Origin of the sequence: Tardiphaga sp. 709 (assembly GCF_032401055.1) — a bacterium.
Taxonomy (GTDB): Bacteria; Pseudomonadota; Alphaproteobacteria; order Rhizobiales; family Xanthobacteraceae; genus Tardiphaga.
This window is the reverse complement of sequence record NZ_CP135529.1, coordinates 5,199,195-5,214,288: the sequence shown is the minus strand read 5'-3', so window position 1 is coordinate 5,214,288 and position 15,094 is coordinate 5,199,195. Positions and strand designations below refer to the sequence as shown.

Here is a 15,094-nt window from a genome sequence, read left to right as displayed (position 1 = left end):
AAAGTTGTCCGCTCGGCACCTATCGACCATCGTTTGGCGCGTTCCTTGCTTCAGTGGATGGGTCGCTCGACAGGTCAGGCACTGACGAGTCCGTTCAGAGTTTCCGTCGAATTCAGAGGATAGGGTTATGGGACTGATCTATTCCAAGCAGATGCTCGGCGCCGCCGCAGCGCTGGCATTTTTCACCGTCGCGGTTCCTGCCAATGCGCAAACCCGTGCAGAAACCTTGCGCTACGTGACCGGCGCCGCCGTCAACACGCTCGATCCCAACATTCCCGGCTCAACCCGCGAAGCGTTCGCTGTCAGCCTCTCGACCTATGATCGTCTGGTGTCGTTCGGCCGCAAGCAACTGAATGGCAAATGGGTGTTCGATCTGGACACCATTCGCGGCGAACTCGCAGAGTCCTACACGGTCAGCCCGGATGGCCTGAAGATCACCTTCAAACTGCGTAGCGATGCGAAATTCCAGGACGGCTCGCCTGTCACTGCCGAAGACGTGAAGTGGTCGCTCGACCGCGCCGTCACCGCCAAGATCCTTGGCAAGGCGCAGCTGCTGACCGGTTCGCTCACCGATGCCAGCCAGTTCAAGGTGATCGATCCCACGACATTCGAAGTAACACTGCCGCAGCCGGACAAACTGGCGCTGCCGAACCTCGCCACGGTCTATCCGATCATCATCAATTCGAAAGTCGCCAAGGCCCACGCCACCGAGGAAGATCCGTGGGCACAGGCCTGGCTCAAGGAAAACACCGCCGGATCCGGCGCCTATATCGTCGAGACCTTCAAGCCCGGCGAGCAAGTCATCCTCAAGCGCAACGACGCATGGAATCGTGCCGCCGGCGACAAGCAGGCCTTTTTCAAGCGCCTGATCATCCAGTCGGTGCCGGAGCCGGCAACGCGCGCCAATCTGGTGGAAAAGGGTGACGCCGATATCGTCATCGATCTGCAGGCCAGCGATGCGCAGGCGTTAGAGGCCAAGGGCAAGCTGCAGGTGATCTCGACGCCGCAGTATAACGCCATCACTTTCATCTCGATGAACAACCAGATGGCCCCGTTCGACAAGCCGGACGTGCGCCGTGCCGTGGCCTATGCGCTACCTTATGACGATATGTTCAAGGCGGCACTGTTCAGCCGCGGTGATTTGCTGGCCGGCGCGACCTGGGCCGACGGCAAGCCGCCATCGGGCGCGTTCCCGATCAAGCAGCCGATCAAACTCGATATCGAAAAAGCCAAGGCCTATCTGAAGGCCGCAGGCTATCCGGACGGTTTCTCGACCACGTTCAGCTTCAATGTCGGCCAGTCGGCCACGGCTGAGCCGATGGCTGCGCTGCTGAAGGAATCGCTCGCCAAGATCGGCATCAAGGTCGATATCCAGAAGCTGCCGGATGCGCAGATGTCGACGCAGATCACCGAGAAGAAGCTGCCCTTCTTTACCGAGGGCATCGTCGCCTGGCTGCCGTCGACCGACTACTTCTACCGCAACTTCTACACCGGCAATCAGCGCTGGAACTACAGCTCTATCGACAATGCCGAGCTGACCGCGGTCGCGCAGAAGGCCCGTTTCGAGGCTGACAAGGCCAAGTACGAAGCCGACGGCAAGGTGCTGAACGCGATGAACTTCGACCTGATGCCCCAGATTCCGCTGTGGCAGCCGAGCCAGGACGCCGTGATGGCCTCGAACCTGACGGGCTACACCTATCAGTTCCATCGCCAGGTCGATTACCGCGACCTCAGCCGGAAGTGATTTTCCGAGCACCATGCGAGCGAATCCCGAAGCGCCCCTCAGCGGCGCTTCGGATCTACGCAGCTTGCGAACTTAACTGCAGCGAGCTGCCCTTGGCTTCGAGTAACCGATCATGACGACACTGGGCGCAACGGCCATCCGCGCAGCGCGACGCTTCGCATCCTCTTTGCCTGCGTTGTTCGGCGTGCTGATCTTCACCTTCTTGCTGATGCGCGTATTGCCGGGCGATCCCGCCGTGTTCTTTGCCTCCGGACCCAACTCCGGCAAGGAAGAGATCGAGACCATCCGCAAACAGATGGGTCTCGACAAGCCCGTGCCACAGCAACTGTTCCTGTATCTCTACGACGTCGGCCGCGGCAATCTTGGCCGTTCGCTGATGACAGGCCAGAACGTCACCAAGGACTTGCGTGAGCGCCTGCCCGCCTCCCTCGAACTGACCTTCTCAGCACTTCTGATCGCACTTGTTCTCGCAATCCCGCTGGGTGTCCTTGCAGCGCTTAAACCAGGATCGCTGGTCGATCACAGCGTGAGGCTATTCTGCGCGCTCGGGGTCTGTGTCCCGACCTTCGTGTCGGGACTATTGCTGATCTACATCTTCTATTATCTGTTCGGCGTGTCGCCCGATCCGACCGGGCGCGTCGATATCTTTACTACGCTGCCGCCCGCACATACCGGCTTCCTGTTGATCGACTTTGCGCTCGCCGGCGACTTCGATGGCTGGTGGGCCGCATTCAAGCAATTGATCCTGCCGGCCTGCACGATGGCGCTGTTCGTTATCGCGCCATTGGCGCGTATCACCCGCGCATCGATGCTGGCCTCGCTCGGCAGCGACTTCGTCCGCACCGCCCGTTCCGTCGGCCTGTCGTGGTGGCGCATCATCGTTACCTATGCGCTGCGCAACGCCATCCTGCCGGTCATCACCATTGCCGGCATCGTGTTCTCGACCATGCTCGGCGCCAATGTGCTGGTGGAGAAGGTGTTCTCCTGGCCCGGCGTCGCCTCCTACGCGCTCGACGCGCTGCTGTCGTCGGACTATGCCCCGGTGCAAGGCTTCGTGCTGCTGATGGCTTCGGTCTTCGTTATCGTCAATCTCGTCGTCGATGTGCTCTATGGCATCGCCGATCCCAGGATTTCCATCGGATGAGCAGCGCAACACTTCAACACGCCGCGTTCATCCTCCGCGGCAATCCCATCACCGGCATCGCAGCCGTCGGCGCGTCTTTGTTGATCTTTGTCGGCATTTTCGGCCCGTGGATCGTGCCCTATGATCCCATCGCATCGAACGTTCAAAACGCGCTGATGCCGCCGAGTGCTGCGCATTGGGCCGGCACCGATCAGCTTGGCCGCGATGTGTTCAGCCGCATCATCGTCGCCGCACAGCTCGACCTCGCCATTGCCGTCTCTGCGGTCGGCATCTCCTTCGCGCTGGGCGCCGTCATCGGTGCCCTCTGCGGCTATTCGGGCGGCAAGCTCGATCGCGCCGTTGGCCGCTTTGTCGATGTGCTGATGGCGTTCCCGCTGTTCGTGCTGGCCATGGCCATGGTCGCTGCCCTCGGCAATCGCGTCGAGAACATCGTCATCGCCACCGCCATCATCAACCTGCCGTTCTACATCCGCTTTGCACGTGCCGAAGTGAACGTCCGCCGCAACCTCGGCTGGGTCGAGGCCGCGCGCGCCTGCGGCGACAGCCATGTCTCGGTCGTGCTGCGCTTTCTATTGCCGAACGTCCTGCCGGCGATGGTGGTGCAGATGTCACTCAATCTCGGCTGGGCCATCATCAATGCTGCTGGCCTCTCATTCATCGGGCTCGGCGTGAAACCGCCAACGCCGGAATGGGGCATCATGGTCGCCGAAGGCGCGCGCTTCATCTCCACCGGCAAATGGTGGCTTGTGGCATTTCCCGGCCTTGCTTTGATGCTGGCCGTGCTGTGCTTCAATCTGCTCGGCGACGGGCTGCGTGACATTCTCGATCCAAGACAACGTACATGATCGCAGCGAACGTAATGACGACACCAAAGCCGCTGCTCGATATCGAAAACCTTGAGGTCACGTTCTCGACACGCCGCGGCCCGGTCGAGGCTGTGCGCGGAATCTCGCTATCGCTGGCCGAAGGCGAGACGCTCGGCATCGTCGGCGAAAGCGGCTCCGGAAAATCCGTCACCGGCTTTGCGATGACGCGCCTGCTGGACGCGTCGGGTAAGATCTCCGGCGGCCGCGTCAGTTTCCGTGACCGCGACATCACCAAGATGACCAGCGCCAGCCTGCGTGAGATGCACGGCTCGGCGATGGCGATGATCTTCCAGAATCCACGCGGGGCGCTCAATCCGATCCGCGCCATCGGCCAGCAGATCGCCGACGCCATTCTGGCGCATCGCAAGATCTCCGCCGCCGAAGCACGTGCGCAGTCGCTGGAATTGTTGCACGCCGTGAAAATCCGTGATCCCGAAAAGCGGATGAACGCCTATCCGCACGAACTCTCCGGCGGCATGTGCCAGCGTGTGATGATCGCCATGGCGATCTCCAGCAATCCGGCCCTGCTGATTGCCGATGAGCCGACCACCGGCCTCGACGTCACCACGCAGAAAGTGGTGATGGACCTCCTCGCCAGCATCGCCGCCGAGCGGGGCATGGCGACGATCCTCATCACCCACGATCTCGGCCTCGCCGCCCGCTATTGTCGCCGCGTCGTCGTGATGGAACAGGGCAGACTGGTCGAGGAAGCCGACGCCCTGACGCTGTTCCGCTCGCCGCAGCATCCCTACACCAAGCGGCTCGTCGCAGCGTCGCCGACCGCGACCTCGCGGGTCGAGGATCTCGTGACCGACGACGAGAAACTGCTGGTGCCGGCCATCCCCCTCGCTCCGCCCCCAAAGCCGGAGCATGGCACGCCGCCGCTGCTGGAAGTTCTCGATCTCGTCAAACGCTTCGACGACGGCACTGTCGGTGTCGCGAATTTCTCGATGGCCATCGCGGCCGGCGAAAGCGTCGGCCTGGTTGGCGAGTCCGGCTCCGGCAAGAGCACGACCTCGCGCATGATTTGCCGCCTGCTCGACCAGAGCGAAGGCATCATCAATTTCAATGGGCAGTCGATCAGCCATATTCCGGCACGCGACTTCCACCGTGCGCCGCAGCGCCGCGAGATCCAGATCGTCTTCCAGGATCCGAACGACAGCCTCAATCCGCGTTTCAACGCCTTCGATTGTATCGCGCATCCGCTGATCCGCCTGCTCGGCATGCGCAATGGGGCGGCGCTGCGCCAGCGCGTCGGCGAATGCGCTCACCGCGTCGGCCTGCCTGCCAATCTGCTGGAACGGTTTCCGCATCAGTTGTCGGGCGGCCAGAAGGCCCGTATCGGCATCGCCCGCGCGATTGCCTGCCGGCCGAAGCTTCTGGTGCTGGACGAACCGACGGCCGCGCTCGACGTCTCCGTTCAGGCCGTGGTGTTGCAGCTGCTCGATCGGCTCCGGCGCGAAGACAACCTCGCCTTCCTGTTCGTCAGCCACGACCTCAACGTCGTCCGCATGATGTGCCAGCGGACCATTGTGCTGCGCAACGGCGCCATCGTCGAGCAAGGCGAGAGCCATCAGTTGTTCGACAATCCGCAGACCGACTACACCCGCGAACTCGTCGCTGCGGTTCCACATATCGAGATGATTGCCGCGGAAAAGGTAGCGGCCGGCGCCTAGCCGCAGCACGCCAGCGGCGAAACGCCTCAACGGGCGGCCTTGTCCGGTTCCGTCTGCGGGATCATACCGACTATAGTGTGAGTTGTACCGGCGCCGGATACCTTGCATCCGCGGCGCATCTCGCCGAACATAAGACCAAGCGTCGCCAACGACGCAGCAAAATCGGGAGGATTCCGTGCGGATCAAAGCCGTTCACGTTGCTTTGCTCGCCGTTATGGCGAGCTGTTCGGCCATTACCAACGGCGCTCACGCCCAGGCATGGCCTCAGAAACAAGTCACCTTCATCGTCCCCTTCGCTGCGGGTGGCGGCACCGATGCCTTTGCACGGCCCTTGGCCGCACAGCTCGATATCCAGCTCGGCAAGCGCGTGATCATCGAGAACCGGGCCGGCGCCGGCGGCACGGTCGGCGCCTCGGCGGCCGCCAAGGCCGCACCGGACGGCTACACCTTCTTCATGGGCGCCGCGCATCACGCGATTGCGCCGTCGCTCTATCCCACCCTCGATTACGACATCGAGAAAGACTTCATCCCGGTCGCGCTGATCGCACGGCCGCCACAGGTCATCGTGGTCAATCCCGACAAGGTCTCCGCCAAGACGCTCGGTGAATTCATCGCCTATGCGAAGGCCAATCCGGACAAGCTCTCCTATGGTTCGGCCGGCGCCGGCACGACGCATCATCTGGCCGGCGAGCTGTTCAAGATCCTGACCCAGACCAAGATCCAGCACGTGCCCTATCGTGGTGCGGGCCCGGCGATGCAGGACCTCATCGCCGGCCACGTGCCGGTGGTGTTCGACGGTCTCGGCTCGTCGGCTGCGCCAATCCGCGCCGGACAACTGCGCGCGCTGGCGATTGCCGCTCCGAAGCGCGTGGCAGCCTTCCCCGATCTGCCGACCGCGGCGGAAGCCGGTTTGCCGAATTATGAAGTCGCCACCTGGTACGGGCTGTTCGCCCCCAAGGGCACGCCGCCCGACGTGGTCGAGCGCATGGCCAAGGAGCTGAAGGCTGCGCTGCAAGTCCCTGCGATCAAGGAAGCCTGGGAGCGCAACGGCTCCGATGTGCCGGATGTCGCCGGCGCTGACTTCGGCAAGATGGTGTCGGCCGAGGTGGCGCGCTGGCGCAAGGTCGTGACCGAGGCCAACGTCAAGCTAGATTGATCTGGCAGAATTACGAGGCCTGCCAGACGCAGAGTCTGGCGGGCCTGATTTTATACTGAAGCGACTTCCGCCTGCCTGGCGCCCGGACCGGCGAACATCGCGCGGCCGGGGATCGCATCCAGCAGCGCGCGCGTATAGGCGTCGGTGGGATTCTGGAAGATATTCTGCGTCTCGCCCTGCTCGACGATCTCGCCGCGCCGCATCACCACGATGCGATCAGCGATTTCAGCGGCGACGCGCAAGTCATGAGTGATGAAGATCATGGCCAGGTTCATCTCCTCGCGCAGTTCGGCGAGGAGCTGCAACACCTGCGCCTGCACCGACACGTCGAGCGCCGAGACCGCCTCGTCCGCCACCAGCACCGAGGGCTTCAGGGCCAGCGCGCGTGCAATACAGATGCGCTGCCGCTGACCGCCGGAGAATTCGTGCGGATAGCGGTTGGCGGCGCTCTCCTGAAGGCCGACGCGGGCCAGCAGACGCTTCGCATCGGCCATGGCTTCCTTGGAGGGCGTGCCATAGGCAATCGGGCCGCCGGCAATCGCGTCGCCGACCTTCTGCCGCGGATCGAGCGCCGCGAAGGGATCCTGGAACACGATCTGAATCTTGCGGCGCATCTGGCGGAGCCGCTCGCCGCGCTGTGACAGCAGATCCTTGCCATCGAAATGCACCGAGCCCGTGTCAGGCTCGATCAGCCGCATGATCAACCGACCCAGCGTGGACTTGCCCGACCCGGACTCGCCGACGATGGCCACGGTCTCGCGCGCCTTCAGACCAAGCGAGATGTTCTGCACTGCATCGGTCCGGCGCGGCGGCAGGAACATGCCCTGCTTGGTGATGAAGGTCTTGTTCAGGCCGACCGCATCCAGCAATGGCTCGCCCGTGATCTTGCGATCAGCTTTGGTCAGCGAGCGGGCGCCAGGAACGGCGGCGATGAGGCTCTTGGTGTAGTCGTCCTTCGGATTGCGCAGCACCTCATCGACGGTGCCCTGCTCAACCACGCGGCCATTGCGCATCACCACGACGCGATCGGCGACGTCAGCAACGACGCCAAAATCGTGGGTGATCAGCAGCACACCCATGCCGCGTTCCGACTGCAGCTTCTTCACCAGCGCCAGAATCTGCTTCTGCGTGGTCACGTCGAGCGCCGTGGTCGGCTCGTCAGCCAGGAGCAGCGCTGGATTGTTGGCCATCGCCATAGCGATCATGATGCGCTGGCGCTGCCCACCGGAGAGCTGGAACGGGAAGCTGCGCGCGAGCGCCACCGGATCCGGCAGGCCAACGTCCCGGATCAGCTCCTGCACGCGTGCATCCACCGCCTCTTTGGACGGCATCGGCTTGGTGTGCGTGATGATCGATTCCGCAATCTGCTGGCCGACACGGGCCAGCGGATTGAGCGCGCTGAGTGGCTCCTGGAAAATCATCGAGATGGCGCCGCCACGCAGCTTGCGCATCGTGGGCTCGTCCGCCTTGGCGATGTCATTGCCATTGAAGCTGATGCTGCCCTGCGCAACGCCAGTTCGGTCGGGCAGCAGTCGCAGGATCGCATGCGCAGTCATCGACTTGCCGGAGCCGGACTCACCGACCAGACACACGATCTCGTTGCGGTTGACGGTGAGCGACACGTCTTCGATTGCGAAAGGACGATCAGCGCCCGGCGGCAAGCTGATGGAGACGTTCTCAATGGCAAGCAGTGTTTTGTCGGTCATGAATACTATCGCTTGCGTGAGATACGGGGGTTTAACGTGTCATTGAGACCTTCGCCCACCAGATTGATGGCGAGCACGGTGAGCAGGATGGCGAGACCAGGAAACACGCTCATCCACCAGGCCTGACGGATCACGGTGCGCGCAGCACCGATCATGAAGCCCCACGACATCAGATTGGGATCGCCGAGACCCATGAAGCTCAATGCGCTCTCGATCAGGATGGCGCTGGCGACCGCAAGCGATCCGGTGACGATGATCGGAGAGATCGCATTGGGCAGGATACGGCGCAGCACTACGGTCAGCGGACGCTGGCCCTGGCAGACCGCAGCTTGAACGAATTCGCGCCCGCGCAGCCGCATGAACTCCGCACGCGTCAAGCGTGCCAGCGGCGGCCAGCTGACAATGCCGATAGCGAAGATGATGTTGGAGATCTTCGGCCCGATGGTCGCGACCAGCAAGATGGCGAGAATGAAGCCCGGGATGGTCTGGAACAGCTCGGTGATACGCATCATCACCTCATCGACCTTGCCGCCGAAATAGCCGGCGGTTGCGCCGATAGTGACGCCGATGACCAGGGAGGTTAGCGTCGAGATGACGCCGATGATCAGCGAAATCCGCGCGCCATGCGCGATGCCGGCGGCCACGTCACGGCCGAGCATGTCGGAGCCGAGCCAGAGCCCTTCGCTGAACGGCGGCTGGAACGGCGCGCCGACCATGTCCCAGGGGTCGTCAGGAAACAGCCACGGCGCCGATACCGCGAGGAGGACCACCGCGAGGAGGACGAACAGACCAATCATCCCGGTGGGATGGCGGAGAAACGATTTGAGCGTAGACATCATATAATCCCGTTCACGATGCTGCACGCACGGAGACGCGCGGATCGATCACCCGGTAGATCGCATCAGTGAGAAGATTGAGCGCAATCACGATCACCGACATCACCAGGAACACACCCAGCAACACCGGATAATCGCGCTGCAACAGCGCGTCATAGATGAGACGGCCGAGACCCGGCCAGGCGAACACGGTCTCGATCACCACCGCACCACCCACCAGCGCACCAGCCTGCATGCCGGCAACGGTTACGATGGGCAGCATCGCATTGCGCAGGATATGTCGAATGATGATGCGGCCCTGCTTCAGGCCCTTGGCCTTGGCGGTCTTGATGAAATCCTGATGGGTTACGTCCAGCACCGACGAGCGCATCAGGCGGGTGTAGATCGCGAGATAGACGGCCGCGAGTGACACCGCCGGCAGGATCAAATGCCAACCGATGTCGACCATGCGCTGCAGTGCGGTCATCGGCACACCGATGGTCACGTAACCAAACGCCGGCAGCCAATCGAGTTGCACCGAAAACAGCAAAACCAGCATCAGGCCAAGCCAGAACACCGGCGTTGCATAAAGCAGCAACGACACGACAGTCAGCACCGTGTCGGACCACTTGCCGGCGCGGACACCGGCCAGCGTGCCGAGAATGATGCCTGACAGAAGCGCGAGGCTGAAAGCCGTCGCCGTCAGCAGCAGCGTCGCTGGCAAGCGCTCGAGAATGAGCGACGCCACGGTCCGCTGCTGGCGATAGGAATAGCCTAGGTCCAGCGTCACGACGCGCTTCAGATAGGTGGCGAGCTGAATCGGATAGGGCTTGTCGAGCCCGTATTCAGCGCGCAGCTGCGCCAGAAGCTTTTCGTCGGATGCGCCGCTCTGGCCGGCGATGACCTGCGCGGGATCGCCGGGTGCGGCGTGCACCAGAATGAAGTTGAAGGTCGCAATGACCAGAACGACCGCAACGAATTTGACAACCCATCCCGCGAGCGCGAGGGCGACCGCGAAAACGCGACCGCCTTTTGCATCGACCGATACCGCCGTCATCCGAAGCTCACGTCGCTGAACGATTCATGCACGCCGATCGCTGTTGCAGTCACGTTCTTGAGGCGCTTGTCGATGAAGGTGGGATAGGCCTGCTCGAACATCCAGACCACCGGCACGTCCTCGACCAGGATCTTCTGCACCTGGCTGTAGAGTTCCTGACGCTTGGCCTCGGATGTAGAGGTTGCGGCTTCCTCGAACAGACGGTCGACTTCCGGATTGGAATAGCCTGCGGTGTTCGAGAACAGGATGCCCTTCTTGATGTTCGACGAAATATAGGTGCGCGATACGCCGAGCGCGGGATCGCCGAACTGATAGACCAGGTTGCCGGTCATCTCGTAGTCCCAGTTGCTGAACTTCTCGGCCCAGCCACCGACATCGGTATTCTCGATCTGCACATCGATGCCGACGCGGCCGAGCGACTGACGAATGAATTCGGCAGCGCGCTGATAGATTTCGCCGTATGGCGGGGTCAAATACTTGATCGTCACCCGCTTGCCGCCGGCACCCGGCTTCAGACCCATCTCGTCGAGCAGCGCCTTCGCCTTATCGAGCGAGTAGTCGTAACGCTTGACGTCCTTCTCGTAGAACCTGGTCGCCGATGACACCGGACCGGTCGCAACCTTGGGCAGACCGAAGTAAACGCGCTGTGCCATCGATTTCAAATCGAGCGCATAGGCAATGGCCTGACGGAAACGCTTGTCGTCCATCGGCTTGATGCGGTTGTTGAGCTCGAGCCACTGATGCGGTGCGAAATATTCGTAGCCCTTGGTGGTCATCTCGAAATTCGGCAGCTTCGACAGCCGTGCCACATCGAACATTTCGATGTCGTTCCACTGCGTCAGCTGGATCTTGCCCTGCTCCAGCGCGACGGCGCGCGATGCCGAGTCGGGAATGATGCGGTAGATGATTTCGTCGAGATACGGCTGATCCTTGCGGTAGTAGCCTTCGTGTTTGACGAGATGAACATGCGAGCCCTTCACCCATTCCTTGAGCTTGAACGGGCCTGAGCCGATCGCCTGCGCATTCGCCGGGTTCTTGCGATATTCGGTGCCGTCATAGATATGCTTGGGCACGATTGGACCGGTGGTGCAGTCGAGCGCCGTCAGGAACGGGGCAAAGGTCGACTTCAGCTTGAATACCACGGTGAGCGGATCCGGCGCGTCTGCTTTTTCGATACGCGAGTAGATCCCGCGCGCACGCGCATGGGTCTCCGGCAGCAGCTTGGTCATCGAGAAGATGACGTCGTCAGCCGTCAGCGGCTTGCCGTCATGAAAGGTAATGCCGGGGAACAATTTGAACGTATAGGTCAGGCCGTCCTGCGAGACTTCCCACGACTGTGCGAGGCCCGGCATCGGCTTGAGGTCAGGGCTGTAGCGCAGCAGGCTCTCATAAATCTTGCCGCCCAGTGTCAGCGTCGGCTGCTGCTGGTTCAGCGCCGTGACGAGAATCGGAGGTTCAGGCTGAATGATCGTGTTCAGCGTGCCGCCCTTGGTTTGGCCAGCGGCACGGGTGATGCCGAGGGGGATACCCGAGAGCGCAACCGCGCTCACGCCCATCAGCTTCGCGAATTCACGTCTATTCATAGCCTCTTCCTTTAACATTGACACCTGAAAGTGGCGGTAGCCGGACGCTTGCACGTCCGGCTACCGCCAAGCCATCAAGTGACTTTCAGTAACTTCGACTTCAACCGAGCGTCACGGCTCCAAAAGTCTCGTGCACACCGATGCCGGTGGTGATGACGTTCTTCAACCGCTTGTCGATGAAGTTGGGGAAGTCTTGCTCGACCATCCATGCGATCGGGACTTCTTCTACGACGATTTTCTGCACGGCCGTGTAGAGTTCCTGACGTTTTGCGTCAGATGTCGCCACGGCGGCTTCCTCGAATAGCCGGTCTACTTCCGGATTGGAATAGCCCGCGATATTTGAGAACAGGATACCCTTGCGGATATTCGCCGTGATGTAACTGCGCGACACGCCCAGCGCCGGATCGCCGAACTGGTAAAGCAGATTACAGGTCATCTCGTAATTCCAGTTGCTGGTGCGCTCGGCCCAGCCGGCAAGATCGAGATTTTCCAGTTGCAGATCGATGCCGACACGGCCGAGCGACTGCTTGAAATATTCAGCCGAGCGCTGCCAGATTTCGCCGTAAGGCGGAACCAGGAATTTGATGCTGACACGCTTGCCGTCGGCGCCAGGCTTCAAGCCCATCTCGTCGAGCAGGGCTTTCGCCTTGTCCAGCGAGTAATCGTACTGCTTGACATCCTTTTCGTAGAAACGCGTCTTCGATGAAACCGGTCCTGTCGCCACCTTGCCGAGATTGAAGAACACGCGCTGCAGCAGCGCCTTGCGATCGACCGCGAACATGACAGCCTGACGGAAGCGCTTGTCGTCCATCGGCTTGACGCGAAGATTGAACTCCAGCCAGAAATGCGGCGCGAAGAACTCGTAGCCCTTGGTGGTCATTTCGACATTGGGCAGCTTTGAGAGACGCGCGACATCGAACAGTTCGACGTCAGTCCACTGCGTCAATTGGACCTTGCCCTGTTCGAGCGCGACGGCGCGCGATGCGCCGTCCGGAATGACGCGGTAAATAATCTCGTCGAGGTGCGGCTCGCCCTTGCGGTAATAGCCCTCGTGCTTGACGAGATGAACGTGCGAGCCCTTGACCCATTCTTTGAGCTTGAACGGACCTGAGCCGATCGCCTGCGCGTTGGCAGGGTTCTTGCGAAAATCGGTGCCGTCATAGACGTGTTTCGGCACGATCGGCGCGGTGGTGCAATCGAATGAATTGAGGAACGGCGCGAACGGCGCCTTCAGCGTGAACACCACCGTGAGTGGATCGGGCGCTTCGGCCTTGTCGATGCGCAGGAAGGTGCCGCGCGCACGCGCGTGGGTTTCGACGAGGACCTTGGTGACCGAGAACACCACGTCTTCCGACGTCAACGGCTTGCCGTCATGGAAGGTGATGCCCGGAAACAGCTTGAACGTATAGACGAGGCCGTCGGGCGAAACGGTCCACGATTCAGCGAGACCAGGCAGCGGCTTGAGATCGGAGCCATAGCGGAGCAGGCTCTCGTAGATCTTGCCACCAAGCGTCAGCGTCGGCTGCTGCTGGTTGAGCGCCGTCACCAGGATCGGCGGCTCAGGCTGGATGATCGTGTTGAGCGTGCCGCCCTTGGTCTGACCGACGGCGCGGGTGACGCCGAGGGGAATTCCCGAAAGCGCCGTCGCACTCAAACCCAATAGCTTCGCGAATTCACGTCTGTTCATCTTAATTCCTTTGTAGCAAAGATATTTGAAGCGTTCAACGTCATCCGAAGCTCACCGCCCCGAACGTCTCGTGCACCCCGATCGCCGTCGACAGCACGTTCTTCAGCCGCTTGTCGATGAAGTTCGGATAGTCCTGCTCGAACGTCCAGACCACTGGAACGTCCTCAACGAGAATTCTCTGGACCTGACTATAAAGCTCCTGCCGCTTGTCATCGGATGTCGCCACGGCTGCTTCTTCGAACAGGCGATCAACTTCCGGATTGGAATAGCCGGCGGTGTTCGAGAACAGGATGCCCTTCTTGATATTCGACGTGATGTAGGTGCGCGCCACACCGAGCGCGGGATCGCCGAACTGGTAGACCAGGTTGGCGGTCATATCGTAATCCCAATCGGCGAACTTTTGCGCCCAGCCGGCGATATCGGTGGTCTGCAATTGCAGATCGATACCGACGCGTCCGAGCGACTGACGCAGGAATTCGGCGGCCCGCGTATTGGCCTCGCTGACCGGCGAAATCAGAAAGCGCAACGTGACGCGCTTGCCATCCGGACCCGGCTTCAGCCCCATCTCGTCGAGCAGCGCCTTCGCCTTGTCAACGGAGTAGTCATAGCTCTTGACGTTCTTGTCGTAGAACCGTGTCTTCGACGAGATCGGGCCGGTCGCCAGCTTGCCGAGCCCGAAATAGATTCGCTGCAGCATCGCCTTGCGGTCGATCGCATGCATCACGGCCTGACGAAAACGCTTGTCGTCCATCGGCTTGATGCGATTATTAAGTTCGATCCATTGATGCGGTGCGAAGAATTCGTAGCCCTTGGTGGACACCTCGTAATTCGGCAGTTTCGACAGCCGCGGCACCTCGAAGAATTCGATATCGCCCCACTGCGTCAGCTGCACCTTGCCCTGCTCGACCGCCACGGTACGCGACGCACCATCGGGGATCGCGCGGTAGATGATCTCGTCGAGATAGGGTTCGCCGGGCCGATGATAACCTTCGTGCCGGACAAAATGAATGTGCGATCCCTTGACCCATTCCTTGAGCTTGAACGGACCGCAGCCGATTGCCTGCGCGTTGGCGGGATTCTTGCGATAGTCGGTCCCCTCATAGATGTGCTTCGGCAGGATCGGCGCCGTTGTGCAATCCAGCGACGTCAGGAACGGCGCGAAGGGCGACTTCAGCGTGAAGATCACCGTCAGCGGATCGGGCGCTTCGGCCTTCGCGATGCGCGCAAATGTCACGCGACCGCGCGCATGGGTTTCCATCAGCACCTTGGTCATGGTGAAGATCACGTCCTCCGACGTCAGCGGCTTGCCGTCGTGAAACGTGATGTTCGGGAACAGCTTGAAAGTGTAGGTCAGCCCGTCCGGCGAAACCTCCCAGGATTTGGCGAGGCCGGGAATCGGTTTGAGATCGAAATCGTAACGCAGCAGACTCTCATAGAGTTTGCCGCCAACGGTGAGGGTCGGCTGTTGCTGATTGATCGCCGTGACCAGGATCGGCGGTTCGGGCTGGATGATCGTATTGAGCGTACCGCCTCTGGTCTGCCCCGTGGCGCGGGTGATGCCGAGCGGGATGCCCGACAGTGCCGTAGCGCTCAGACCAAGCAATTTCGCAAACTCACGTCGATTCATTCAGCTCTCCCGATGCACAGAGGGTTGAACGTC

Annotated in this window: 11 protein-coding genes; 5 read left to right on the top strand and 6 right to left on the bottom strand. The window is 61.3% G+C overall.

Annotated elements, in window-relative coordinates:
- Positions 1 to 151: 151 nt before the first annotated feature.
- From RSO67_RS25275 to RSO67_RS25255, 5 genes are all read left to right on the top strand, one after another.
- Positions 152 to 1,744 (top strand): ABC transporter substrate-binding protein, encoded by a 1,593-nt coding sequence (locus RSO67_RS25275; protein WP_410001914.1) that lies wholly within the window; start codon positions 152 to 154, stop codon positions 1,742 to 1,744.
- Positions 1,745 to 1,856: 112 nt separating this feature from the next.
- Positions 1,857 to 2,888: an ABC transporter permease gene (locus RSO67_RS25270; protein ID WP_315841067.1), complete on the top strand. Its 1,032-nt coding sequence runs from the start codon at positions 1,857 to 1,859 to the stop codon at positions 2,886 to 2,888.
- Positions 2,885 to 3,733, top strand: a complete 849-nt coding sequence (locus RSO67_RS25265) for an ABC transporter permease (protein ID WP_315841066.1) — start codon at positions 2,885 to 2,887, stop codon at positions 3,731 to 3,733. Before RSO67_RS25270 ends, RSO67_RS25265 begins: the two co-directional genes overlap by 4 nt.
- Positions 3,730 to 5,430, top strand: coding sequence for an ABC transporter ATP-binding protein (gene nikE / locus RSO67_RS25260; RefSeq protein WP_315841065.1), 1,701 nt, complete (start codon positions 3,730 to 3,732; stop codon positions 5,428 to 5,430). The genes RSO67_RS25265 and nikE overlap by 4 nt, the downstream gene beginning before the upstream one ends.
- Positions 5,431 to 5,605: 175 nt before the next feature.
- Positions 5,606 to 6,586 (top strand): tripartite tricarboxylate transporter substrate binding protein, encoded by a 981-nt coding sequence (locus RSO67_RS25255; protein ID WP_315841064.1) that lies wholly within the window; start codon positions 5,606 to 5,608, stop codon positions 6,584 to 6,586.
- Positions 6,587 to 6,636: 50 nt separating this feature from the next.
- On the opposite strand, the gene RSO67_RS25250 is transcribed toward RSO67_RS25255, so the two are convergent.
- The 6 genes from RSO67_RS25250 to RSO67_RS25225 all read right to left on the bottom strand — a co-directional run bounded on the left by RSO67_RS25250 (position 6,637) and on the right by RSO67_RS25225 (position 15,061).
- Positions 6,637 to 8,292 (bottom strand): ABC transporter ATP-binding protein, encoded by a 1,656-nt coding sequence (locus tag RSO67_RS25250; protein WP_315841063.1) that lies wholly within the window; start codon positions 8,290 to 8,292, stop codon positions 6,637 to 6,639.
- A gap of 5 nt (positions 8,293 to 8,297) precedes the next feature.
- On the bottom strand, positions 8,298 to 9,128 hold the full coding sequence (locus RSO67_RS25245) for an ABC transporter permease (protein ID WP_315841062.1): 831 nt from the start codon (positions 9,126 to 9,128) through the stop codon (positions 8,298 to 8,300).
- 13 nt (positions 9,129 to 9,141) lie between these two features.
- Entirely contained in the window at positions 9,142 to 10,164 is a 1,023-nt protein-coding gene (locus RSO67_RS25240) for an ABC transporter permease (RefSeq protein WP_315841061.1), read from the bottom strand.
- On the bottom strand, positions 10,161 to 11,747 hold the full coding sequence (locus RSO67_RS25235) for an ABC transporter substrate-binding protein (RefSeq protein WP_315841060.1): 1,587 nt from the start codon (positions 11,745 to 11,747) through the stop codon (positions 10,161 to 10,163). The genes RSO67_RS25240 and RSO67_RS25235 overlap by 4 nt, the downstream gene beginning before the upstream one ends.
- 100 nt (positions 11,748 to 11,847) lie before the next feature.
- Positions 11,848 to 13,434, bottom strand: coding sequence for an ABC transporter substrate-binding protein (locus tag RSO67_RS25230; protein WP_315841059.1), 1,587 nt, complete (start codon positions 13,432 to 13,434; stop codon positions 11,848 to 11,850).
- Positions 13,435 to 13,474: 40 nt separating this feature from the next.
- Positions 13,475 to 15,061: an ABC transporter substrate-binding protein gene (locus tag RSO67_RS25225; protein ID WP_315841058.1), complete on the bottom strand. Its 1,587-nt coding sequence runs from the start codon at positions 15,059 to 15,061 to the stop codon at positions 13,475 to 13,477.
- Positions 15,062 to 15,094 lie beyond the last annotated feature (33 nt).